The sequence below is a fragment of the Lacrimispora amygdalina genome (assembly GCF_900205965.1).
Taxonomy (GTDB): Bacteria; Bacillota; Clostridia; order Lachnospirales; family Lachnospiraceae; genus Lacrimispora; species Lacrimispora amygdalina_A.
Genome location: NZ_OAOF01000029.1, coordinates 18,295 through 40,270, shown reverse-complemented (window position 1 = coordinate 40,270; position 21,976 = coordinate 18,295). Strand labels below are relative to the sequence as shown.

General features: G+C 39.9%; 25 protein-coding genes, 1 pseudogene and 1 riboswitch. Of the genes and pseudogenes, 8 read left to right on the top strand and 18 right to left on the bottom strand.

The window, feature by feature from the left end; all coding sequences use genetic code 11:
* Positions 1–121: 121 nt before the first annotated feature.
* Positions 122–1,873, bottom strand: a complete 1,752-nt coding sequence (locus tag CRO04_RS23365) for an HlyD family efflux transporter periplasmic adaptor subunit (protein WP_097006656.1) — start codon at positions 1,871–1,873, stop codon at positions 122–124.
* Between the two features lie 14 nt (positions 1,874–1,887).
* The gene (locus tag CRO04_RS23360; protein ID WP_097006655.1) at positions 1,888–2,979 is read right to left on the bottom strand and encodes an S-layer homology domain-containing protein; all 1,092 of its coding nucleotides are present in this window, start codon (positions 2,977–2,979) and stop codon (positions 1,888–1,890) included.
* A gap of 150 nt (positions 2,980–3,129) precedes the next feature.
* Here CRO04_RS23360 and CRO04_RS23355 point away from each other — a divergent pair, with 150 nt between their 5' ends.
* Both CRO04_RS23355 and CRO04_RS23350 read left to right on the top strand, forming a co-directional pair.
* A complete protein-coding gene (locus CRO04_RS23355; RefSeq protein ID WP_097006654.1) occupies positions 3,130–3,804 on the top strand; it encodes a response regulator transcription factor in 675 nt (224 codons plus the stop codon).
* A complete protein-coding gene (locus CRO04_RS23350) occupies positions 3,801–5,057 on the top strand; it encodes a sensor histidine kinase (RefSeq protein WP_097006653.1) in 1,257 nt (418 codons plus the stop codon). The genes CRO04_RS23355 and CRO04_RS23350 overlap by 4 nt, the downstream gene beginning before the upstream one ends.
* A gap of 45 nt (positions 5,058–5,102) precedes the next feature.
* On the opposite strand, the gene CRO04_RS23345 is transcribed toward CRO04_RS23350, so the two are convergent.
* The 4 genes from CRO04_RS23345 to CRO04_RS23330 form a co-directional block, all read right to left on the bottom strand.
* Entirely contained in the window at positions 5,103–5,813 is a 711-nt protein-coding gene (locus CRO04_RS23345; RefSeq protein ID WP_097006652.1) for a GTP pyrophosphokinase, read from the bottom strand.
* A 26-nt stretch (positions 5,814–5,839) separates the two neighbouring features.
* Positions 5,840–6,679 carry a P-loop NTPase gene (locus CRO04_RS23340; protein WP_097006651.1) on the bottom strand — a complete coding sequence of 280 codons (840 nt, stop codon included), beginning with the start codon at positions 6,677–6,679 and terminating at the stop codon, positions 5,840–5,842.
* Between the two features lie 186 nt (positions 6,680–6,865).
* A complete protein-coding gene (locus CRO04_RS23335) occupies positions 6,866–7,438 on the bottom strand; it encodes a folate family ECF transporter S component (protein WP_097006650.1) in 573 nt (190 codons plus the stop codon).
* Between the two features lie 61 nt (positions 7,439–7,499).
* Positions 7,500–7,597: riboswitch (THF riboswitch) on the bottom strand.
* 64 nt (positions 7,598–7,661) lie between these two features.
* Positions 7,662–8,183: a phosphatase PAP2 family protein gene (locus tag CRO04_RS23330; RefSeq protein WP_242974614.1), complete on the bottom strand. Its 522-nt coding sequence runs from the start codon at positions 8,181–8,183 to the stop codon at positions 7,662–7,664.
* A gap of 109 nt (positions 8,184–8,292) precedes the next feature.
* Between CRO04_RS23330 and CRO04_RS23325 the strand changes: the two genes are divergently transcribed.
* Together CRO04_RS23325 and CRO04_RS23320 are read left to right on the top strand one after the other, a co-directional pair.
* Positions 8,293–8,676 carry a CidA/LrgA family protein gene (locus CRO04_RS23325; protein ID WP_097006649.1) on the top strand — a complete coding sequence of 128 codons (384 nt, stop codon included), beginning with the start codon at positions 8,293–8,295 and terminating at the stop codon, positions 8,674–8,676.
* Complete coding sequence (locus CRO04_RS23320) at positions 8,657–9,349, top strand: LrgB family protein (RefSeq protein ID WP_097006648.1); 693 nt, start codon at positions 8,657–8,659, stop codon at positions 9,347–9,349. Before CRO04_RS23325 ends, CRO04_RS23320 begins: the two co-directional genes overlap by 20 nt.
* Positions 9,350–9,421: 72 nt before the next feature.
* On the opposite strand, the gene CRO04_RS23315 is transcribed toward CRO04_RS23320, so the two are convergent.
* Positions 9,422–9,706 (bottom strand): hypothetical protein, encoded by a 285-nt coding sequence (locus CRO04_RS23315; protein ID WP_097006647.1) that lies wholly within the window; start codon positions 9,704–9,706, stop codon positions 9,422–9,424.
* Positions 9,707–9,879: 173 nt separating this feature from the next.
* On the bottom strand, positions 9,880–10,926 hold the full coding sequence (locus CRO04_RS23310; protein WP_097006646.1) for an amidase domain-containing protein: 1,047 nt from the start codon (positions 10,924–10,926) through the stop codon (positions 9,880–9,882).
* Positions 10,927–11,335: 409 nt separating this feature from the next.
* Here CRO04_RS23310 and CRO04_RS23305 point away from each other — a divergent pair, with 409 nt between their 5' ends.
* Together CRO04_RS23305 and CRO04_RS23300 are read left to right on the top strand one after the other, a co-directional pair.
* Positions 11,336–11,893, top strand: coding sequence for an RNA polymerase sigma factor (locus tag CRO04_RS23305; RefSeq protein ID WP_097006645.1), 558 nt, complete (start codon positions 11,336–11,338; stop codon positions 11,891–11,893).
* Positions 11,890–12,936 (top strand): hypothetical protein, encoded by a 1,047-nt coding sequence (locus CRO04_RS23300; RefSeq protein WP_097006644.1) that lies wholly within the window; start codon positions 11,890–11,892, stop codon positions 12,934–12,936. Before CRO04_RS23305 ends, CRO04_RS23300 begins: the two co-directional genes overlap by 4 nt.
* A gap of 97 nt (positions 12,937–13,033) precedes the next feature.
* Here the strand turns inward: CRO04_RS23300 and CRO04_RS23295 are convergent, their stop codons facing one another.
* From CRO04_RS23295 to CRO04_RS23285, 3 genes are read right to left on the bottom strand one after another with little or no spacing between them, the layout of a single operon-like run.
* Complete coding sequence (locus CRO04_RS23295) at positions 13,034–13,459, bottom strand: DUF2752 domain-containing protein (RefSeq protein ID WP_097006643.1); 426 nt, start codon at positions 13,457–13,459, stop codon at positions 13,034–13,036.
* A 9-nt stretch (positions 13,460–13,468) separates the two neighbouring features.
* The gene (gene fliB, locus CRO04_RS23290; protein ID WP_097006642.1) at positions 13,469–14,629 is read right to left on the bottom strand and encodes a flagellin lysine-N-methylase; all 1,161 of its coding nucleotides are present in this window, start codon (positions 14,627–14,629) and stop codon (positions 13,469–13,471) included.
* 16 nt (positions 14,630–14,645) lie between these two features.
* Positions 14,646–14,990: a winged helix-turn-helix transcriptional regulator gene (locus tag CRO04_RS23285; protein ID WP_097006641.1), complete on the bottom strand. Its 345-nt coding sequence runs from the start codon at positions 14,988–14,990 to the stop codon at positions 14,646–14,648.
* 122 nt (positions 14,991–15,112) lie between these two features.
* Here CRO04_RS23285 and CRO04_RS23280 point away from each other — a divergent pair, with 122 nt between their 5' ends.
* Entirely contained in the window at positions 15,113–15,658 is a 546-nt protein-coding gene (locus CRO04_RS23280) for a nitroreductase family protein (protein WP_097006640.1), read from the top strand.
* A gap of 59 nt (positions 15,659–15,717) precedes the next feature.
* Here CRO04_RS23280 and nagE read toward each other — a convergent pair whose 3' ends face one another.
* The 7 genes and pseudogenes from nagE to CRO04_RS23245 form a co-directional block, all read right to left on the bottom strand.
* Positions 15,718–17,136, bottom strand: a complete 1,419-nt coding sequence (nagE, locus tag CRO04_RS23275) for an N-acetylglucosamine-specific PTS transporter subunit IIBC (RefSeq protein ID WP_207654510.1) — start codon at positions 17,134–17,136, stop codon at positions 15,718–15,720.
* A 69-nt stretch (positions 17,137–17,205) separates the two neighbouring features.
* Positions 17,206–17,460: an HPr family phosphocarrier protein gene (locus CRO04_RS23270; RefSeq protein ID WP_097006639.1), complete on the bottom strand. Its 255-nt coding sequence runs from the start codon at positions 17,458–17,460 to the stop codon at positions 17,206–17,208.
* Positions 17,457–17,960: a PTS sugar transporter subunit IIA gene (locus CRO04_RS23265; RefSeq protein WP_097006638.1), complete on the bottom strand. Its 504-nt coding sequence runs from the start codon at positions 17,958–17,960 to the stop codon at positions 17,457–17,459. Before CRO04_RS23265 ends, CRO04_RS23270 begins: the two co-directional genes overlap by 4 nt.
* 21 nt (positions 17,961–17,981) lie before the next feature.
* On the bottom strand, positions 17,982–18,809 hold the full coding sequence (gene licT / locus CRO04_RS23260; RefSeq protein WP_097006637.1) for a BglG family transcription antiterminator LicT: 828 nt from the start codon (positions 18,807–18,809) through the stop codon (positions 17,982–17,984).
* A gap of 159 nt (positions 18,810–18,968) precedes the next feature.
* Positions 18,969–19,589 (bottom strand): manganese efflux pump, encoded by a 621-nt coding sequence (locus CRO04_RS23255; protein WP_097006636.1) that lies wholly within the window; start codon positions 19,587–19,589, stop codon positions 18,969–18,971.
* Positions 19,590–19,668: 79 nt separating this feature from the next.
* Positions 19,669–20,037, bottom strand: a pseudogene (locus tag CRO04_RS23250) (sigma-70 family RNA polymerase sigma factor); the annotation flags it as partial.
* The gene (locus tag CRO04_RS23245; protein WP_097006634.1) at positions 20,033–21,703 is read right to left on the bottom strand and encodes a recombinase family protein; all 1,671 of its coding nucleotides are present in this window, start codon (positions 21,701–21,703) and stop codon (positions 20,033–20,035) included. The gene CRO04_RS23245 and the pseudogene CRO04_RS23250, both read right to left, overlap by 5 nt.
* 104 nt (positions 21,704–21,807) lie before the next feature.
* Here CRO04_RS23245 and CRO04_RS26445 point away from each other — a divergent pair, with 104 nt between their 5' ends.
* The gene (locus tag CRO04_RS26445; RefSeq protein WP_166432662.1) at positions 21,808–21,975 is read left to right on the top strand and encodes a hypothetical protein; all 168 of its coding nucleotides are present in this window, start codon (positions 21,808–21,810) and stop codon (positions 21,973–21,975) included.
* Position 21,976: the final 1 nt, after the last annotated feature.

The window sequence follows — 21,976 nt, the reverse complement described above, 5'->3', positions numbered from 1 at the left end:
CTCCTTTGAACCCGCTATTTGTCGGAATATCAAAAGGTGTATTAAAGTTGCCCTTTTTTACCTAAATAGAAAAATTAATTTTTTTTCCATTCACTATTGACATTTCTTAGCTGGACTTATTTTATGACGGGGGCCGGCCGCTTCCACTACCGTTTCGGTTTTCGCTGCCGCTCCGGTTACCGCCAATGGCACCACCCATTCCACCAGGAGGACCTCCCATTTCTCCCTGCATACCGGTATTTTTATTGGTGGTTACCGTAGTCTGCGAAACATAAACCTCCTGATTTTCTTCCAGACCTGAAGTAACTTCTATATAATCATCATTGATTAATCCTGTTTTTACTTCTACCGCCTTAAATCCTGCCGGAATATCTCCTGCCGCTTCTTTTACCGAATCGTCTTTTACATAAACATAATTTCCCCGTATCAGTGCATCTGCCGGAATCGTAAGTACATCAGACGCCTCATTAAGAAGAATAATTCCATCTACATTCATACCAGGAAGAAGATCTTCCATACCGTCATCCAGTGTAATGGTAACCGGATAATTGGTCACCCCATCGGTCGTCGTGCTTTTTAAACTAACGTTTGTGACTGTTCCGGAAAATGTTTTACCGCTTACTGCGTCAGCAGTTATTGTTACCTTCTGTCCTACCGCTACTGATTTGACATCCAGTTCATCCACACTCATTTCAAAGGTATAATCTGACATGTCATAAATAGTTGCAAGCGTCGTACTTCCACTGGAACTTTTTGATATCTTATCTCCTGCCTTTACGCTTTTTGTAATTACTTTACCTGATATGGGAGCCGTAATGGTATAGTTATCATAAGTCTCCTGTGTATTATCCAGAGTCGTTTTTGCAGATTCCAGAGAAGATTCCGCTTTATCAAGAGCATCCTTGTAGGTACGCATCAGGGCTTTTGCACTTTTATTTTCCATTGTAAAAATAGGAGTTCCCTTTGTCACATGGTCTCCCTCGTGAACAAGAACTGTACCAACTTCAACTACTGATGAAAGGTCCGCTTTCATAGTTGTTTCAAGCTTTGGTTCAAAGATTGCTTCCATGCTGCACACAAATTCACCAACAGTTCCGGTTGCCGAAGTTTCCTTCGTCAGTCCTCCCGGATTTGGAACCTCAATGGTTACATAACGGACAATCCGGCCTCCTGTCAGTATCACATCCATATTTCCCACAGAAACCACAGATCCATTCACCTGCTCTCCGGTGTCCACCAGTGTCAGAACAGCAGTACTGCCTGCTGCTATCTGGGCTGCCTCTCCAGAGAGAAAAGGGAGCTTGATTTTCATAATGCTGTCATCGGTTATAGAGGCCAGTTCCGTTTTATCGCTGACCTTATCTCCTTCTTTTATAGAAAGAGTGCTGATATACCCGGTTTCTGTAGACTTATATGTATTCCCGCTATAATCCTTTAAAGCATCATTATAATTATCCATCGCAACCTGATAGTTTTCCTGCGCTCTTTCCAGAGAATTGTTGGCAGAGGTCAGCTGGCTCTCTGCAGAAGAGCTGTCGATCCGGTATAAGACCTGGCCTTTTTCCACCTCGTCACCCTCTTCAAAATCCGCCTCAATGACTTCCCCCTCTGCTAATGAGGTGATATCATACGTATCCTTTGGAGAAATAGTTCCGGAAGAAGATAATTTTGAAGAGATGTCTCTTTTCGTAACAACAGCTGTTTTTATCTTTTGAGCTTTTGCATCTGCCCCCTTGCTTTTTTTATACGAAAAAGCAAAGAAAACAACTGCAGATGCAATGAGAATCAGAAGCAAAAGGATGAATATTTTCTTCCTTTTTCCCTTCTTTTTTTTATTATCATTTTTAATTAATTTCTGTATAATCTTTTTCATTCCGGCCTCTCCCGTTAATCTTCTATATAGTCAATGACAGTTCTCGTTTCATCTCCGTTATTGTCGGTGGAAAGCGTATAAACAAGATTGACGGTGTCTCCTACTCTCAAATCCCCATAAGAAGAAAATGCGAACTGCATCTCGGTGCTGGTGAGTGTATACGTATTCCCATCATCAAGAATGATTGCACTGGGATTCATTAAATCAGTGGAATTGTAAATGATATTTGTGATTTCTCCAAATGCCGCAGATCGTCCGTTTTCATTTTCAGTTCCAACAGTATAAAGCCATACCGTTTTGGATAAAGAATGGTAATAAACGAGAACACCATCGGAACTTTCTAACGCGACAGTAATGGCATCACTGGAATTACTCACTGCATCTCCATCCAGATAAACATTGGCTGCACTGAGTTTAAAGGGCAGATATGAATTTAAACGGCTCTTGCTTCTTACCACTTTTGGTCCTTTTAAGCTGTTATCAACCATGGTAAACGGATTGATTTCTCCGTCTTCGGTCAATTCACAATCTAAAATCTTTCCATACATGGTACCGGATGTATTATCTGCTTTCAGCAGATTATAAAACAGGTTGACACAGTCTTCTTTTTTCAATATTTCCTGAGCATCTCTGTTAATATTTTCATCTAACTCAAGAAAATGATATTTGGAAAGTCTGGAGCCCGACTGATCACCAGTAAAATCAGAATTCTTATATCCAAGTAATGCCAGAACCCCTTTCACCGCATCCTGAAGCGTTATGTATTCATCCGGTTTAAACATACCTCCCAGATAACCACTCATCCAGCCCTGTTCTGCGGCAATCCTGATCTGAGCCGAATATTCAAAATCCCTTGGTACATCTGCAAATACGGAAGTATTGCTTAAATTGCTCACTGTACTACGGTAGGAAGAAGCATTTACCAGCATGGAGGCAAATTCCCCTCTCGTCACAGTCATATCAGTATTGGTTATATTCATAATGCCCGATATACCGATGACTTTTTTTCTTAAATCAAAATTGGCTGATGCCTCCGCATTCATCGGTGCAACTGCCGTTGCAGCCAGAATAACTGCAAGCGATGCCGCTGTTCTTCGTGCATTCATTAAGGTTTTCCTCTCCTTCATAAGATTTTTTAATATCTTAACAAATCGTTGTGATGGCTTTGTGATGGCAGACTGAAATTAAACTGAAAATAAACTGCATTGCTTAAAATACTTTAAAAGGCTATAATAAAAACAAAGGAGAACATACCTATGAAGTTGTTAATTGTGGAAGACGAAATCAGACTGGCAGAGGCCATGGGACAGATTATGAAAGAGCAGCATTATCAGACCGATCTTGTTTATGATGGAACAGACGGCTTACATTTTGCACTGTCAGGAGATTATGACGTGATTATTCTGGATGTCATGCTCCCAGGTGAGAATGGATTTCAGATTGTTGAAAAACTTCGGGAAGCCAGGATACAAACTCCCATTCTCATGCTTACAGCGCGTGACAGCGTAAGTGATAAAGTAACCGGACTGGATAAAGGTGCGGATGATTATATGACAAAACCATTTATTCCAGAAGAACTTCTGGCGCGTATCCGTGCACTCTCCCGCAGACAGGGAGAAGTGATTGTGGAAGAAATGACTTTTGCGGATCTTAAACTAAATCTGTCAGCCAATGATTTATCCTGCGGTGCCAAATCCATTCATTTAAGTTATAAAGAATTCGAAGTATTAAGAATCCTTATGAGCAGCCTTGGGAAAATCACTTCAAAAGATACGCTGATTAACCGTGTATGGGGATCCGGTTCTGATGCAGAGGATAATAATGTAGAAGCATACATTTCATTTTTACGTAAAAAATTTCATTATCTTGGATCAAAAGCAGAGATTATGACTGTACGAAAAGTAGGTTACCGCCTGGAGGAAGCCAGATGATCAGAAAGCTAAGGACCCGGTTCATACTTATTAATATGGGCTTTGTTATCAGCATACTGGCTGCAGTTTTAGGGGTCTTTTACATGGCAAACAGGAATCGGATTGTAAGGGACACCTCCATAGCTCTCTTCCAGTCCATGAATCATGAACGTTTTAAAATGCCACCGGACAAAGTAGAATTTGGAAGAAGACCAAAACAGAATACACTCCCCCTTATTCCTGTGTTTGTTATAACATTAAATGAAGATCAAACCATAGAGAACATAGACGAAAATAACATTACGGTTACGAATGAGCTGGCCTCAACCTTAATCGGACTGGTCAATGCCTCCGATTCCAGAGAAGGTTTTTTAAAGGATTATTCCCTCCGTTATCTGAAGATCTCATCAAGGAACGGCACTAAAATCGGTTTTGCGGATCAAAGCTATGAGCGGAATTCTTTAGAGAATTTATTGTTCAACTGTCTCCTGGTCTTTTTATATGCCGTCTTTTTATTTTTCCTCTTAAGCCTGTTTCTTTCCCGCCTGGCTATGAAACCTGCAGAGCAGGCATGGGATCAGCAGAACCAGTTTATTGCAGATGCTTCTCACGAATTAAAGACTCCCATCACTGTTATTCTTGCTAATCTGCAGATTCTTTTGGCCCATAAAGAACGCACGATAAAAGAACAGGAAAAATGGATCATTAATACAAAAGAAGAGGCAGATCGGATGAAACAGCTTGTGGAAGAACTGCTTTTCCTCGCACGATCGGATTCAGAAACCATGGAATCCGTTACACAGTTAAAGCAGACACTGAATTTTAGTGAACTGGTCTTAAATAGTGTACTGCTCTTTGAATCCGTCGCTTATGAAAATAAGGTTGCTCTTGAGAATGAATTAGAATCTGATATTATTTTAGAAGGCATTGAAGTTCAGTTAAAGCAGTTAATAACCATTCTTCTGGACAATGCCTGTAAATACGCCGGAAAGAATGGTAAAGTGTCTGTTGTATTAAAAAAAACAGCCGGGCACGCTGTTTTTATCATTACAAACTCGGGAAACCCCATTCTACCGGAAGAACAAAAGCATGTATTTAAACGCTTTTACAGGACCGATCAGTCCAGGGCCAGGAAAGAAGGCGGATACGGACTGGGCCTTTCTATAGCAAAAACCATCGTCGACCGTCATAAGGGTAGTATCAACGTCACCAGCAGTGCAGAAAACGGGACCACCTTTACCGTCACTTTACCGGCTCTGCTTCATTCTTCATAAAAAAAGGAATAAGGGATAAACGTTACGCTTTACCCCTTATTCCTTTTATTTTGTAACAGTAATTCCCTGTTCCTCAATCCGCTTTCTGATATTGAGCATCTTCTGGTCGGTCAGGGCAATCACATCTGCACATTCCCTCAGTTCCTCACTGATCTCCTGGGAATATACCTGCATCTCTTTCTTGTATTTCAGCTGATGATCCAGACTCGCCCAGAAATCCATCGCCATTGTCCGTATCTGAACCTCCACCCGCATCCATTTTTTCTGATCAGAGAAAAATACCGGAATCTCAACGATCATATGATAACTGCGGTATCCATTGCTTTTCGGCTGGCGGATATAGTCCTTTATGGCAATGATATGAACATCATCCTGACGGGCAAGCATATCTGCCACTGCATAAATATCATCAAGAAACGAACAGATCACCCGGATTCCTGCCACATCATCCAGATTCTCCATCATGGATTCTAAGGAAACCGGAAGGTCTCTGCGAGTTAATTTCTCCACAATACTGACCGGTTTCTTCACTCTGGACTTTACCAGTTCAATGGGATTTCTGGAGTTTCTCACTGATAATTCATCATTTAAAACTTCCAGCTTTGTCTTGACCTCCCGAATGGCACAGGTATACATCATCATGGCTTCCTGAAACTGATAAGCCTGATTGATCAGGGGATCCGGAACTGAAACAAGATTGGGAACTTTCACAATTGACTGGTTCAGTTCACTGTTGGGGTTCATATTTATATTCATTCTTATACCTCGAAAAACAGTTAAGACTATACTGCCTCTACTGTATCAACTGCATCTTTCAGCCATGGTGCCTCTACATATTCCACTGTACCGGCATCAACAGCTCCTGCAATCTTCGAATCGATGGGGATCTTAGCCAATACACCTACGCCGTATTTTTCCGCCACTTCATCAATATGGCTTTCTCCAAATACAGAAATCTGCTTTTTGCAGTCCGGACAGGTAAAATAGCTCATATTCTCCACAAGTCCCAGAATCGGAATATTCATCTTCTTTGCCATATTCACTGCCTTTCCAACAATCATGGAAACCAGCTCCTGAGGAGAGGTAACAATGATAATACCGTCAAGAGGCAGAGACTGGAATACGGTTAACGGCACATCTCCAGTTCCCGGAGGCATATCTACAAATATATAATCGATATCCTCCCAAAGAGTTTCCTGCCAGAACTGCTTTACAGCTCCTGCAATGACCGGTCCTCTCCAGATAACCGGATCAGTCTCATGATCCAGAATTAAATTGGCAGACATCACTTCGATCCCTGTCGCACTGACAGCCGGAATCATCAGTCCGTTTGGTGTCATTCCAACGCCATTATCCGATAAACCAAATGCCTTCGGTATGGAAGGCCCTGTTATATCCGCATCCAGGATAGCTGTTTTATATCCCTTTCCATTCATACCTGCTGCCATCAGGGAAGTTACCAGGGATTTACCTACACCGCCCTTCCCGCTTACCACTCCAATTACTTTTTTCACAATACTGGAAGGATTTAACGGCTCTAAAAAGCTTGTCTGTGCTTCCTCCCTGCTCCCGCAACTTTCTCCGCAAGTACTGCAATTATGTGTACAGCTGCTATCGCTCATCATTCATTCCTCCTGTTAAAACTGATATTATAGCATATACCTAAGATTATATTACGAAACACGGCTTATGTCTATGTATTTTACGAAGGTGGTTGTTCATCTGAAGGTATCCGACCAGCAAAACAGAACAATCCGGCATTTAACGGAAACCCCTGAGTGTACGCTGACACTCCGGGGTTTTGCTTATTATTTTGTTCGAATCAAATTCACACTCCGTATCGTTTTAAAAACACCTATGGAATCCATGGTCTTAATCAGTGTATAGAATATCATGGAATCAATGGGCCACATCACCAAGTTTTTAAGTGCCCTTGCCGGGAGCAATACCATAAATCCTTTTCCGTAAAGCAGGGAAAGACAAAGGGTATTTAAAAACACATTGCAGATCAGCATGACCACCAGCTTGGATATAAGAATTCTTCTTAAGGTAACAGGCTTTTTGTAATACATAATACCGTATAGAATTCCTGCCAGGGCAGTGACCAGGGTAAAACCAGGAAAAAAGGCGCCGGTGGGTTTTAATAAATACTTCAGCACATCAAGGCTTCCGGAAAAAAGTCCGCCCACTACCGGACCGAATAAGTAGGAAATGATTCCATTGGGAACAGATGAAAACGTGATCTTAATGTAACTTCCCAGCTGAATGGAAAACACATCCAGGATGATGGCAACTGCGGCAAACATTGCTGCGGCAGTGATTGTCCTTACAGACTTCAGTTCTCTGTAAGAATCGGTGAACAAAGTAACGAATTTTTTCATAAAAAAATACCTCCTTTGCAGACCTCAGACTACGACCGGAGATAAGACACCTATCTTCTGGTGCAGCGGGATGCGACTCATGTACCGCAAGAAAATCTTTTCGTCCTGCTGACAACTCCCTGTTCAGCGGGCACTTAACGCACACAAGTCTACTCTGCGACTTTTATTTAGTTTTGTTTCGCCATCAGTATAACACAGATTCTGCAGAAAGCAAATGTTTTTTTCAGCACATACTACGCTGTTCAATAATCCGGTGTACAGATATAGCGATGAAACCGCCAAGTACTGCTCCCGCCAGAACATCGGTAGGGAAATGCACAAAAAGATACAATCTTGAAAATGCGATCAAAACAGCCAGGAACAGAAATGGTACACCCAGTCTTCTGTTGTAAAGCCAGATACTGAGTGCTCCTTCCAATGAAGCCAGTGTGTGACCGGAAGGAAAGGAATAGTCTCTCGGATTCTGGACCAAAAGTACGACCTGGGTATCAATCCAGCAGGGTCTGGGTCTTTGAATCAGATTTTTTAGTATCATGTTTCCCAGAAGTCCCCCCGCTGCCAGACTAAGTAAAACACAGATCCCGATTTTTCTGGTTTTGGGGAGGCATGTTAGGATTACCCCTGTTAAAATCCAGATAAACCCATGATCACCCAGGGTTGTGATGTGAGTCATCACCTGATCAAGCCACGGACTATGAAGAGACTGAAGTGCATATAGGATGGCAAATTCTATTTGATAAAGCATTGTTATGAACTCCTTTTTTATTTTATTAAAAATCATTTGACAATAACGACATTTGCGTATAGGATTAACCATAGTTGAATTTTCGACAGGAAATACAGGAGGCTTTGTCATGAAACACATCAGACAATTCGGCATTATACTATTAATTTCACTTACTGGGGAAGTCATTCATTTGTTTGTTCCTCTTCCCGTGCCAGCAAGTATCTATGGACTTATTCTAATGTTAATTGGTTTAAATACCAGGCTCATTCCCTTAGAGGCAGTTGAGGACGTCAGTAATTTTTTACTGGAAATCATGCCCATGCTGTTTATCCCGCCAGCCGTAGGACTTTTAGATTCGTGGGGTGCCCTCCGGCCTATTCTTTTACCATTTCTCTTAATCACTTTTATGTCCACGTTTATAGTTATGGTAATAACGGGAAAAGTAACCCAGTTTTTTATAGAATCTGACAAAAAGAAGGAAGGAAATGATCATGAATCATATAATCAGTGATTTTTTATTCTTCGGGTCTGTCATAAGCCTTGTGAGCTATGAATTGGGAATTCAGATTAAAAAGCGCCTGAAACTGGCTATTTTTAATCCACTGCTAATCTCTATCGTTCTTGTTATGGCTTTCCTATCCGTTTTTAAGATACATTACACCGTTTATAATGAGAGTGCAAAATACATCAGTTATCTTTTAACTCCTGCAACCATCTGCCTGGCTGTCCCTCTCTACCGTCAGCTTAACCTGTTAAAAAAGCACAGGAAGGCAATTATTGCAGGAACACTTACCGGAGTTCTCACTACCATGAGTACTGTTTTTCTCCTGGCTCTGGTCTTTGGCTTAAATCATCAGGAGTATGTGACTTTTTTACCAAAATCCATCACGACTGCGATTGCTATGGGAATCTCTGAAGAAATGAAAGGGATTGTGACTATCACGGTTGCCAGTATAATTATAACCGGTATCTTGGGCAGTATTATTGCAGAAACCGTCTGCCATGTATTTAAAATAACGAATCCGGTTGCAGTAGGCATTGCCATCGGTTCCGCCGCACATGCAGTAGGCACTACAAAAGCAATGGAGATAGGGGAAATTGAAGGCGCCATGAGCAGTCTTGCAATTGCCACTTCCGGACTTTGCACCGTTGTATTTGCATCTGTATTTGCAAACTTTATATAAATGCATCTAAGCAGATGTGAAAAATAACCGCAGATTTTGATCTGCGGTTATCCTGCTTTTTAACATATTACATTAATATCCCATTGCTGCAATAAAGCTGGCGGCAAATACCACATAACATATAACGCCAAGAATTATCTGGATAACAGCCATGATTAAGCTAGCTCTGCAGAAATTCTTGCGGTTTTCATTACCGTTTCCAAATCCCCACACAAACATCATGATCACATTCACACATGGTATAATCATGACAATGAGAGTAATAAGCCATTCTCCCAAACTCATAACACTTTTGTTAGGATCAACAGAATATGCATTCTGAACTCCCTGGTTGCTTTCATTGTTGAAGTTTTCCATACTTTTTCTCCTTAGTAAATTCATACTATTTTTGTTGCAATTAGCATTATAACATAAAATGCATAAAATTGGTATAAATTTACTCTATGTAATTGAAGAATACGAAAAAGTAGGGACGTGCGTTCTATCATACACAGTACCATATACCATATACCATATAATAATGTATATTTTTATCGCATATTATAAATAATAAATCCATTTGAATTAGCTTTATCGCTAAGCTTTGCAGAATTTGTGCTACCGGTGTGAGCTGCAAGTGTAAAATCCGGGCTTGAATAACCAACGATAATCATAGTATGATATGCTCTTCCATTACTATTTAATAATGAGACCGCATCACCTTTATAGCCATAGGAAAAGGAAGTACTATTTACACTGGTGAATTTTTTATATGATGACGCATTTGTTTGCCAATAATTTCTAAAGGCATCCGCTCCGCGCCAGGTAGAAGACACGTTCTTTACATTTTGAGAGGTTCCTTTAGAGAACCAGTTTGCAAAATTGTCTGCTGCTTTCTTAGTTCCTGGTGTTCCTTTCATTGATTTACCACCAGCATATAGGCACTGGGATATAAAATTAGCGCAATCACCTCCTGCGGAATTCCAGTCAGGATAGTTACTATTATAATTTTTGTAATATTTATTTGCATAAGAGACAGCATCCGAATATGAATAACTTGTCGCCATTACTTCAGCAGCTGTGGTAAAATTAAAAGCATTTTCATTTACTTTTTGATCGGGCATATTTTCATTTAATTTTACCCATTCATATGCCTCCATATATGATTCTACATAAGCCAAGTTAACATCTGATATATTTTTTATACTATCAATATTGTTTTGTAAATACTCCAGATTAAATTCCCAATTATCTAAATTCGTATTCTCGCCCAATCCATTAATCAAGCCAACAATGTAGTTTTCTTCCGCCATAACATTTTCGTATGCAACATCAATCTCAGAGTTGTTTCTGTCAACTGCAGTTTTACTTTTTGCAACAGATGATACCTCACTCTTTTCTTTATACAGCTCATCAACTAATTTACTTTTCTCTTCATCTTTCAAATTAGGATATATTTCATCTACATATGAAACGATACCTTGATATATTTCAGTATCTGTTATACTATTCGTACCAGCTGCTGCATATGCTGATAAGCCAATTACACTTGTTAAGATCAAGCTCAAAGATAATACTAATGCAAATTTTTTTCTCATATGTTTCTCTCCTTCTTATTCAATTAATCCTCCTTACTACAAGCTAAGACTAAATTATATAACATTGAACTTTATTATTTCGTTTTCTCAATCATAGAATTCCTCCTTTCATGATTTTACAGTTATAACTCCCCCCTCTATTAATATAAACGTACTAATCCAATATTTAGTAACACTTTTTTACATTATTTTATGTTTTTTATGTTTTTTTCGAAATATATTTAATCATCACAGTTTTATTGTTATTTTCTTACACATATTGTAAACTGGTGAAAGCCCTAATTATATTCTTTTTAGAATATTAATAGCTGAGAAAAATTGATATTTATAATATTTTTTTAAATAACCGTGATATTTTAATCTAAAAACGTAGTATATGGTTAAGACCGAATGGAGGTGTAACACATCAATGGAAGATAGCCAAATCATTGACTTGTTCTTTGAGCGTTCAGAGCAGGCTATATTAGAACTGTCAAATAAATACGGAAAAATATGTAATAAAGTATCGCTAAATATTTTAAACAATACCCAGGATGCAGAAGAATGTGTGAATGATGCTTACTTAGGTACATGGAACAATATCCCGCCTGAAAAACCGGATCCTCTGCTCGCCTATGTTTGTCGTATTGTGCGTAATCTTTCTATAAAGAAATATTATAGAAATACCGCATTGAAACGAAACAGCTATTATGATATTGCATTTGAGGAATTAGCAGACTGTATACCTTCACAAAATAGTATCGACAGAGATTATGACTCAAAGGAACTTGCTAAAATCATAAATGATTTTCTTGATACCTTAGACAAAGATAATCGTGTCATGTTTGTACGCCGATACTGGTTTTCTGATTCCTTAATCGAAATTGCGAAAATGTTTGGCATAACTGAGCACAATGCTTCTGTCCGCCTTTCACGTATACGTGGGAGAATGAAAAAATATCTATTAAAGAGAGGTGTTATATTATGAACAAAGAAATATTTTCGAAAGCAATTGGGGAGATTGATACAAAATATATCAATGAAGCTCTTAAATATACAAAATCTACGCAGAAAATATTTTTCTATAAAAAAACTATAGGTAAAACTATAATTGCCGCAGTATTCTTCATCTGCTTATTATTAGGGGTGAATATATTATACCCTTTTAATAAAACATCTGTACTAGCTTATGCCTATGAAACAAACGAAAAAATAAGCAGTTCCGGAACAGTTTTATCAACAGGAAAATTAAATGCTGACGGCTCTATGACTGGTACTCCTTTAAGTTTCTATATAAAAGGGAATGATATAAAAACTATACGTTATTCTGTCAAAAACCAATGGATAGATTTTATTGACTGGACCCAAAAAAGAGAAGAATTCGGAGTTTCCAAAAATTTTACCGTAAATTACGGTTCTGATCAAAGCGATTATTATTATTTAATAGTAAATTGGGAACCTAATGAACTTTGGGAAGCTTTAAGTAATAAAAATACATCTATTAAGGACCTGCCGCAAGAATTACTTGAGGATACGATTGTATTGGAGATTTCCTATCGTAATGGTAAAACTGAATCAAAAGCAATTAAAATCAAACTTCAGGATAATGGTGATTTTGTAGCTTCGTTTGTTAATTATACAATTACAGAAAAGGATGATTTTGTAAATCGACCAGACAGCGATCCCATTGACAGAAGTATACTCTATACGCAAGGAAGTGATGCTGAAACTGAAAATAAGACAAAAGAATCTAAATCTTATAAAGAGGCTCTAACAGCAGAAGAATTGGAAGCAGCAAGAACTACTGCACTTAATTATTACAAAAAAGCAACATGGGGTGTTAAAGAAATTAAAGTAACTGAAAATACAAACAGTCAATATTCTAATGAAAACATCGAATCAGAATATGATGTTGGAGACATTATTATATTTAATGTAACTGTAATTAGGAATAACGAAAATGAAGATAGATTTATTAGTGTGGCAAGGAATTATAAAAATAATTGGACCGTTATAAATGAAGGTTTCTAATAATCCCTAATATAATAGTATCACATAAGTAGTCCGACTTCGATAAGCCGGACTACTCTGGCGCCTATTTAGTCCCTCCTGCCTGAAATTTACTTTTTTAAGTCAGATATAAATGAAGAATACGAAAAAGCAGGGATCTGCGTTCTATAATGTATGGTTCCATATGGGGAAAATACAATCTCATTCGGACCAGATATACGGCCAGAGATACGGTCACACTTGTCACCAGAAGGAGCATGGCAGCCTTTTTATTTCCTCTCCTGAAATAACTGACCCTTATCTCATTAATCAGCAGAAGAAAAAGAAGGGGTGCAGAAGGATTCATTCTCATGCCGCCAATAAAATCTCCTTTTGCGAACCGAATCATCGCCCGGGTACTTCCACAGGCAGGACAGGGAATTCCAAATAACCCCCTGAACGGGCAGATCCCTCCGGTTATGGAATACATCAGAATGCAGTAAATAATAAACATCCCCAGCGTGCACCAGGCTGCCAGATGAACAAATTTCTGTTTTTTTTTCATATCGTCCCCTTATAATACACTGATTATTTTTTTCAGACTATATGCTCCCTCTGTTCGAAAAGCATTCTCCAAAGCATTTAAATTTGCATCGGAATGTTCTAATTCTCTGGAAAGCCGGTGAACCAGCCGGACAAATTCGTTAAAGGTAAGGCTGCCTGCGTGTTTGATATAAATTGCCAATGCCAGTTCTTCTATTAATATGGTACAGATAACAGCCATTTTCAATTTTACATATGGATTCCCATCATAAACAGCCCCACAAAAATACGTATAAACAAAATAAACAAGGAGCTGTTCCATCCACTGATCCCACTCCCTCTTTCTTTCTGGTATTTTATCGAAGTATCTTTGAAAATTCTCTCTTTCATATCCGTAGTGATCCGGTCCCTGTTCAAAAAGCAGAGTCTTTAACTCTCCAATATAAAATGGCCAATCCTGATTTATTACTTCCATCTTATCTAAAAGAGAGAACCAGCTTTTCATTGTTTTATAACGCTCCTTGTCAGTTGCCGCATACTCCCGCCGTTTTTGCGAGACAAATTCTTCACAGCCCATCTGCCTGTATCGGTTGATTAACTCTCCGGTCTGATAAAGCTTTCCAGCCCGAATCCTTCTTTGCAGATCATGTCCCAGTCCCAGAACCATGGCAGCCCGAAGGGAAATCTCCCTGCTGCGGTTCTGCAAAAGTGCAAATATCTCTTTTCTCACTTCTACCAGTTTTATGAAAAGCTTGGAATCAAACTCCGGATATGTCTCCTCTTTGCCGTCTTCCTCTGTGAGAAATTGAACCGGTTCTTCTAAACTAAGAATCAGCTTTGCCGCTTCTTCACAGGACATTGACAGGGAACGTTCCCTGACGCCTTCGTATTCTTCCGTATGTCTTGGATATTCCCTGCAGGTTTTGCAGAGCATGGAAGGTCCTGCCTCTGTGTAAATATCGCAGAGATTCCTTACATTTAAAAAAGCGCATCTTCCCCTCCTTTGTTTAAAACAGCTTTTCTTCCAGTCAATTCCATATAAAAGCTTTTCACCTAGTCCAGCCGCTTGTGCTCTGTATTTTTTCAGGGAAGCACTGTCTATCATGATTTTCCAGCCTGCACAGCAGGTTTCACTGCACTGACCGGCGCTGCATAGAAAGCTGGGGTAGTAGTGAGGTATCGTAAACTTCATAATCTTACTCCAATCCTTAAGTATCTTTTGTGAATGATTCCTGTTGAATCCGCTGTGCACCCCATTCAGACATTAAGTCAAGGATTGGAGCAAGTGTCTGACCGTCTTCTGTAAGCGAATATTCCACTCTGGGCGGTACTTCATTGTACTGTTCCCGATGTACTAACCCATCTGCCTCTAACTCCTTTAACTGTTTGCTTAACGTGCGATGGGCAATCGGTTGTAATTCATCCCATAACCTGCTGTACCGCATTATGTTTGATTTATAAAGCTTATACAAGATGACCCACTTCCATTTTCCCTCTATCTTTGATATTGTATAATAGATTGGACATTTACCAAATTTATTATTAAAATCCACTTAACCACCTCAATACTTACAATTAATATAGTATATAACAATAATGTTCATACTTGAAGTATGTATCATAATCATATATACTATCTTCATAAATGTCAAATATTTGTCTATGGAGGTTTAAAATGAAATTTTTAGAATTATCTAAAGAACGCTTTTCCGTTCGAAAATTCAGCGATAAGAAAGTAGAAAAAGAGAAATTAGATCTCATCCTTGAGGCAGGACGTAATGCACCTACTGCCTGCAATTACCAGCCCCAGAGAATACTTGTACTGAATGATGAAAAAGATTTATCAAAAATCAGTCTCTGCACCCCTTTTCAGTTTCATCAGCAGCTGGCACTGCTTGTATGCTACGATAAAACGGTGAGCTGGAAAAGAAAATACGATGAAAAAGATGAGGGGGAAATCGATGCAAGCATTGTCGCAACTCATATGATGCTGCAAGCTTCTGAATTAGAAATTGGTTCGACCTGGGTAGGACATTTTGACCCGGAAAAAATCAAAGAGGCCTACTGCATTCCTGAAAACATAATACCTGTAGCAATACTGCTTATGGGATATCCCGCCGATGATGCTGTCCCGAACAAATTACATTATGAGCGCCTGGACATTGAACAGACGGTCTTTTACGGATCCTTCGAAAATACAGAAGAAGAACAGGAAATATAATGTCTTCTATGACAAAAAGAGGGGAGGCTTTGACAACAAAAAGCCTCTCCTCCTTTCTATTATTTACATAGTTTCTGAAATTCTTCCGCAACAAATTGTACCTTTGTTCCAACCACAACCTGAACACTAGTCTTTCCAGGTCTTATCACACCGGCTACACCGGAAGATTTTATCTTCTTCTCATCCACAAGTGTATAATCCTTTATTTCAAGCCTTAATCTGGTAATACAGTTATCTATACTTACAACATTCTCTTTTCCGCCGACTCCATCCAGTATAATGGAAGCTACGAACTCATAGTTATCATTTTTCAATACAGCAACAGACTCATCCAGATCATCATCCTCACGACCTGGTGTTTTAAAATTAAATTTCAATATAGCAATTCGGAACACGATGTAATAGATCAGGCTGTAAATCAATCCAAGTGGTATAATATAAAGCGGATTCACAGCCATGGGTGCTTTAAAACTCAAGAACCAGTCAACAAATCCGGCACGTACTGGAAGCATAGCGCAAATAGTTAATGATATTCCCGTAAGAATTGCATGGATTAGATATAATCCGGGAGCAAGAAACATGAATGCAAATTCAAGCGGCTCTGTTACACCTGTAAAAAAAGAACAAACTGCTGCTGCCAGTAACAGACCGTAGGCCTGTTTTTTCCTACCTGGTTTTGCCGTATGATACATGGCAAGGGCTGCTGCGGGAAGACCAAACATCATAACAGGGAAGAAACCTGTCATATACTGTCCAGTCTGTCCCAGTATGCCTTTTCCTGTCCAGAAATTACCAAGGTCATTCACTCCAGCCACATCAAACCAGAAAACAGAATTTAAGGCATGATGAAGTCCAAACGGTATTAGAAGACGGTTAAAGAAGCCATAAATTCCTGCGCCAACGGCGCCAAGACCAAGAATACCTTTACCGAATATTACTAATGCTGTATAAATAATTGGCCATACAAAAAACAATACCAGGCAAGCAACAAGAGAAAACAATGCCGTAACAATGGCAACGGAGCGTTTTCCAGTAAAGAAAGACAATGCATCGGGAAGCGTTGTGTTTTTAAACCGGTTATAACAGCTGGAACCGATTAAACCAGAAACAATACCAATAAACTGGTTATTAATTTTTCCAAATGCTGGATTTACCTGACTGACATCAATTCCTTTTAACATCGCCACCACTCCCGAGGAAAGCATGGTCTGTATCATCAGCCATGATACCAGGGCTGCCAGAGCAGAAGTGCCTTCATGATCATCTGACATACCCACACCAACACCAATTGCAAAAAGAATTGCCATATTATCAATTATAGCTCCGCCTGCCTTAATCAGAAAAGCAGCAATGGCACTGTTTGCCCCCCATCCTGTTGGGTCAATCCAGTAACCGATCCCCATGAGGATTCCTGCCGCCGGCAGACATGCTACCGGAAGCATCAAAGATTTACCTAGTTTTTGCAAATACCTCATCATAAAAAGAAACCCCTTTCTTTTTTTGTCCTTAAGGACATATTTATCCATACCTGCATGTGCAGGTTACGATCACTTTTTATCTAAAACAGACCGTATGGCGTAATATGCAGCCTCCTCATCCTCTCCCTCAAACCGGAAGACAATGACATCCCCTTTTCTGGCTCCAAGCCCCATAATAGCCAGGAGGCTTTTGCAGTCTGCCTTTTGTAATTCCCAGCAAGCCTCTATGGAACAACTGTATTTTCCTGCCTCCATAAAAATCATGGAAGCCGGTCTGGCATGCAGCCCCATGGGATCTTCTATCTCATATCGATACTCTTTCATTTATTCACCTGCAATTCTATGATTGGTTCCAGCTCCTTTACTTTTTTACCAACATGACATTCCATGTTGGGATACTCCGCAGTATTCAATATGATGACAGGCGTAATCAGGTCATATCCTTTCTGCCGGATCTCATCTAGGTCAAATTCCAGAAGAAGCTCTCCTGCTCTCACTGCCTCTCCCTGCTTTTTAAAGGAGCGGTAACCCTCTCCCTTTAATTTCACCGTATCAAGTCCTACATGAATCATGACTTCTGCACCATTATCTGCAGTAATGCTGACAGCATGCTTTGTCTCGAACATAACAGTCAGCACTCCGTCTACCGGAGCAACAATTCTTCCTTTGGAGGGTATGACAGCGATTCCTTTTCCTAAAAGTTCCTGGTTGAATGCAGGATCATTTACTTCATTCAAAGAAACTGCCATTCCTTCCACCGGCGCCAGAATTTCCTCTCTTTTACCGCCCCCTCTTTTAAAATGCTTTTTCCACGTTTCAAACATGTCAACTTGTTCCCCTTTCTTCTAAAGCCGCATTCTTTTGATATGAACTGCCAGATATGCAGTTTCCTCCTCTGTTACATCATGATGATAAGATTCAAAAATATATTCCTTAATTTTTAAGCTGCATGCATATTCCTCCGGATACATACCAGCTATGATATTGCTGAATTCCGTATTCGCGCTGTTTAACAGCTCTCCTGTCAGAATCCGCTGGGCGAGAAATCGTAAGTGAGTAATAAATCTCTGATAATTCAAGGATCCCTCATCCAGTTCCATGGAGAAAAATTCACTTACTATTTTTACTCCATTCTGGATAAGACTGGTCATATCCATCATCTTATTCATTGCGGTATTAAGTTCTGCATTTACAATATGCATTGCGATAAACCCAGCCTCATCAACAGGAAGCCTGACTCCCACTTTCCTTTCAATGAGCGCAACCGCATATTCACCGATTAGATACTCCTCTTTATAGAATGCCTTAATTTCGCTGAGTATGGGATTTAAAAAAACCATATTCTGTTTAAACCGGTGAATCGCAAAACTAATGTGATCCGTCAGTGTGATATAGATGTTTTGATTTAAAGTTCTGTTTAAAACACTTTTCGCATAAGTAATGATTTCCGCTGAAACATTAATGTGCTCAAGGGGAAGTCTTACCAGCAGTTCCTTAAACTGGTCCAGACTGTTCTTACTGTCTAACCGGAATGTTTTTTCAATTTTGTTTTCTGCAATCGGCCGGCCCGGCTTCGTGCCGAAGCCAAGACCTCTTCCCATAATGATGACTTCCTTCCCATCTGGCTCCAGTGCAGTGACAATATTATTATTAATGATTTTATCAATATTCATAAACTACCTCTTAATAAGAAAAAATAAAAAACCAACTTTGACTATGAAAATAGAAATCATCTTCTTAATCAAAATTGGTTTTGCCTGCTTTCCAGTAACAATCCGATCATTATTCACTTATTTACATTATAGCAATATTTCGGTAATATGTCAATCCTTTTAGAGCTTACTAAATGCAAGAAATAAAAATAAAACTCCGCTGAGCCAGGATAGATCCCAGCCTTTTAGTGCAGCAAGCCGTTTTCCCAGGAAAAGTCCGGCATACATCACGCCACTTCCTACTATTAGAGCTGCCAGCGCTGCGTACCCCGGGTTAATCATTAAAAAACCAGACAGGGCACCGGCCACAAGACTGTCGATTGACATGGCTAAAGAAAACATAACCGTCTCTTTCCATGACAGCGTTTTCGAATCATCCCAGTCAGCCGCCATTGGATTTCCGTATATATTAATAATAATACTAAGCCCTGACACAGAAAAAGTCAAATCTTTGTGCACATGGACATGATTGTTAATATATTTCTTTATGGCATAGTCTAACAGCTTCATTATTCCCAGGAAGAACAGACAGGAAAAGCCCACTCCCTTAGCGAATATCTCAGGCACAAAATTATCCAGGACATTGCCAAATAACAACGCTGCTCCCAGGCAGCTGCTGCAGATTACATTCGCCGCTATTACCTTTATCCATGAAATACCTACTCTGTTTGCACCATAGGCAACGCTGGCAACAAACGTATCCGTACTCAGTGCCAGAACCAGAATGATAATATTACGCATTTTTCACCGAACTACCCTTTTTACTTTAATATATTCAAGGGTTTTAGGTTTGCCACCTGAAAACAGCTAACTGTATTTATTAAATCCCATTTCTTTTCAATTCAGCTCTAAGCCTTTCCAGCGCTTTTTTTTCAAGTCTTGAAACATAGGAACGCGAAATTCCCATAAGATCTGCGATTTCCCTCTGCGTGTATTCCCTTCCGCCATGAAGACCATAGCGCATTCCGATAATCGTCTTCTCATTGTCTTTTAAGCAGGAGTCAAACACTTCATAAAGTTCCTTGATATCCTGTTTCAGTATGATTGTCTCCAATGTCTCTTTATTTTCCATTTCGATCACATCAAGAAGGTTTACCGTTTCTCCATCCTTGTCTACACCTATGGGTTCATATAAAGAGACTTCTTTCGAATATTTTTTATTTGCACGAAGGAGCATCAGGATCTCATTTGCTAGAGTCACAAGATGGCTCCTTTGAACCAGACAGATACAGATGAACAGTTTCTCCATCCCAGACGACCTGCTGCACCAGAATACGAATGGCAGAGCGCTTTTGTTCTACATCCATAAAATCAACCGTCTTTTCAAACGTAGAAAGTGTCTCTTTTAACAGCTCAAAATCCAGAGCGGTCAATTCCTTCCCCAGAGCAGTCTCCTTACATGCCTGTACCTGAATTAAAATCTGTTCTTTCTTTTTATGCAATTCATCAATCTGCCGGACAATATAATCTTGTGCCGCTGTGCCTTTAGCAGTCTTCAGTGAGGAAACAAGACTGTCAATCTCTTTTTCAGTCTGCCCAAGTTCTTGATTTAAACGGCTGATATCCAGCTCATAATCCTGTCTTTCTACCTGAAGCAGCTTTTTACCTTCCTCCAGCTGTCTGATAAATTCACTTTTATCTTCAGCGATTTTTTTCAATTCCTCAATTACCAGCCTGTCTAACTCATTTCCATTTGCGTTCTTCACCGCACAGCATTTCATACGGCTTTTTTCTTTCATGGAACAAAGGTAAGAGTAGACCTGTTCCCCACGTTCATTGTATCTGCCGGAGAGCTTTGGTCTCATATAATTATGGCAGTTCTGGCACATAAGAATGCCAGAAAGAAGTGCCACATTGCTCCGGGGTTTGCGGTAGTTTTTTGATTTATTCCGTTCCAGAATGCGCTGGACCCGGACCCACATGTTTCCTGGAATCAGACCCTCGTGCTTACCGACTGCCACAATCCATTCTTCCATATCCCTGATCGCATGAGCTTTGCCCTGCTTTTGCATGGTCCGGTTATATGCGATCACACCATGTATTCCATCAAAATCAGAGCGGGGAGCAAAAAGCTCCACTTTCTTTTCCATCAGATAGTCATATGCTTCCTGATCCGCAATCATATAGACCGGATTCGTAAGAATGCCCTTTATTGCAAAGCGGCTGAATAACCGCCCCTGTTTCGTTTTATAACTATTTTGTATGAGATAAGTCTCAGTACCGGTAAGGGAACCGGTTTCCAGAAACTTCTCATATATCCGTTTTACCATCTTTGCCTCTTGTGGAATCCGTTTCAGCTTATATGCTCTCTTTTGCTTCCCGTCTATGGTAACAGAAGTTACCCGTTCAGACTGGTACCCGGTGGGAGTGTTTCCTCCCAGCCATCTGCCGCTTTTGGACAGCTCATGCATATTATCCCGGATTCGTTCCGCAATGGTCTCTCTCTCCAGCTGGGAAAATACGGAAGCAATATACATCATCGCCCTCCCCATGGGTGATGATGTATCAAACTGCTCCTTAATTGAAATAAAGGAAATCTCCAGATGATTTAATTCACCAATCAGATTTGCAAAATCCCCGATATTACGGCTGATCCGGTCCAGGCGGTAGCAGACAATTGCTGAAATTTGCTTTTTCTTCGCCTCCTTCATCATGTTCTGGAACTGCGGACGTTCTAAATTACCGCCGGAGAAGCCCTCATCTTCAAAAATCAAAGCATTGTCTGCAAAGCTTTCCCCGTAATGGGCAGTGATATATTGTCTGCAAAGCTCAATCTGATTGCCGATGCTTTCCCCTTTCCCCGTGAATTTGGATTTTCTGGAGTAGATGGCAAACGGCTGATTTCTGTTTTCCATCACACATATCCTCCTTGTTTTCTCATGGAAAGCGCGTCCCCAAACATACCGGACACGCAGAACAACATACAAATATATAAACGCTAAAATTCAAGGCATTCTTTATGAACATGATCGTATATACTCCCCAGACAGAAAAAGATAAAAAAGAACTGGGAAGAAGGGCTGCAGTCCTTCACAATCAGGTGCTTATGCAGTCCATCCGCCAGCTCCCCTGTCCAAATGATCAGAAAAAAGCGCTCTTAGACGAAATAAAATCGGAAAGCAGTTAAC